Origin of the sequence: Brevibacillus sp. SIMBA_040, from assembly GCF_046535075.1 — a bacterium.
GTDB lineage: Bacteria > Bacillota > Bacilli > Brevibacillales > Brevibacillaceae > Brevibacillus.
Genome location: NZ_JAWRXI010000042.1, coordinates 1 through 1,888 on the forward strand (window position 1 = coordinate 1; position 1,888 = coordinate 1,888).

Genomic DNA, 1,888 nt, shown 5'->3' on the forward strand with positions numbered 1-1,888 from the left:
TGTGCGCCCAGCATGGGCGTTATCTCTAGGGTTAAAGTCCCGAATGGTGAAGGCAGTAGTAGCCATTAGCCTAAGACAAGGGTGTCCACCGTGAGGTGGAATCTGAAGGAAGTTGGCGGCAAACCTCCGGTCTGAGGAACACGAATCTCATATGAGGCTAGCATTCGTTGGATGAGCCTGCATGTCAAGGTAAAGTCCTTACTGCCAAAGGCGAATGAGAGTAAATGAGGCAGATAGATGGAGGGGAAGATAACGCTCTTACCTGGGGAGACCTGACCGAAACGCCATGCTCACATGGTAACCTTCTTTGAAAGGAGAAGCTGAACGATCAGGAGTCAGCAGAGGTCATAGTACCCTAGTAAGGGACGCCTGAACAGGGAAGGACCGAACATCTAGGAAGAACGAGAAGCTAGGCGTTCATTCTTGCTAATGAGGCAGACAATCCGTAAGGACTTGCTCAGAGGAGGAAGTGGTGAATTCCACGGGGGACTCTGAGAGGGCTGAAGTAAGAATGGCACAAGTAGAAAGAACGTTCACGCGAAAGGAATACCTCAACATGATGAAGCAACTTCTGTCACGGGAAAACCTTCTGACAGCATTAAAGAGAGTGGAAAAGAATAAAGGAAGCCACGGTGTGGACGGTATGTCAGTAAAATTCCTACGTGAACATATCATGACCAACTGGGACTCCATCCGCCAGCAGTTAGAGGATGGTACCTATCAACCGCAACCAGTCCGAAGGGTCGAAATCCCGAAACCTAACGGTGGGGTACGGTTGCTAGGGATTCCTACTGTGACAGACCGCTTTATCCAGCAGGCAATCGCTCAAACTCTCACCCCAGTTTTCGATCCGATGTTCTCCGAACACAGTTTTGGCTTTCGTCCAAATAGGCGAGGACATGATGCAGTTCGGAAGGCTAAAGGATTTATGAAAGAGGGGAAACGGTGGGTTGTTGATTTAGACTTAGAGAAATTCTTTGACAAAGTAAACCATGACAAGTTAATGGGGCTTATCGCCAAACATGTCAAGGAAAAGACACTACTCAGGCTTATCAGAAGCTATTTAGAATCGGGCATCATGATTAACGGGCTGGAGACAGCAAACGAGGAAGGAGTGCCGCAAGGTGGACCTCTTAGTCCGCTGCTCTCCAACATCATGTTGCATGAATTGGACATGGAGCTAGAAAAACGAGGGCTCAGATTTGTCCGCTACGCGGACGACTGTAATGTCTACGTTTCTTCAAAGAAGGCTGGCGAACGGGTAATGGCATCTATTTCCTGGTTCATCGAGAATAAATTAAAACTTAAGGTGAACATTGAGAAAAGTGCAGTAGACCGGCCATGGAAACGAAAATTTTTAGGGTTTAGCTTTACCCACCAGTCTGATCCAAAGATTCGAATCGCGAAAGAAAGCATGAAGAAGGTAAAACAACGAATTCGAGAATTTACCTCAAGGTCAAAAGCGCTTCCCATGGAGTATCGAATTGAACAGCTAAATAGATACCTTATTGGCTGGGCGGGATACTTCTCACTTGCAGACACACCTTCGGTCTTCTCCAGTCTAGACGAATGGATAAGAAGAAGGCTCCGTATGTGCCTATGGAAACAGTGGAAGAACCCTCGAACAAAAGTAAAAAGGCTTATTACCTTGGGAGTGCCCAAAGCAAAAGCCTTCGAATGGGGTAATTCTCGTAAGAGATACTGGCGTATTGCGTGCAGTCCTATACTTCACAGAACTTTGGATAATGGCTATTGGCAGACCGAAGGTCTTAAGAGTCTTAAGGATAGGTATTTTCTTTTACGTCAAACTTAGATGAACCGCCGTATACCGAACGGTACGTACGGTGGTGTGAGAGGACGGGGGCTAGCCACCCCCTCCTACTCGATT

General features: G+C 47.1%; 1 protein-coding gene. It reads left to right on the forward strand.

Annotation, left to right across the window (positions count from 1 at the left end; translation table 11 throughout):
• Positions 1-511 precede the first annotated feature (511 nt).
• Complete coding sequence (ltrA, locus tag SB752_RS31830; RefSeq protein WP_410719428.1) at positions 512-1,813, forward strand: group II intron reverse transcriptase/maturase; 1,302 nt, start codon at positions 512-514, stop codon at positions 1,811-1,813.
• Positions 1,814-1,888 lie beyond the last annotated feature (75 nt).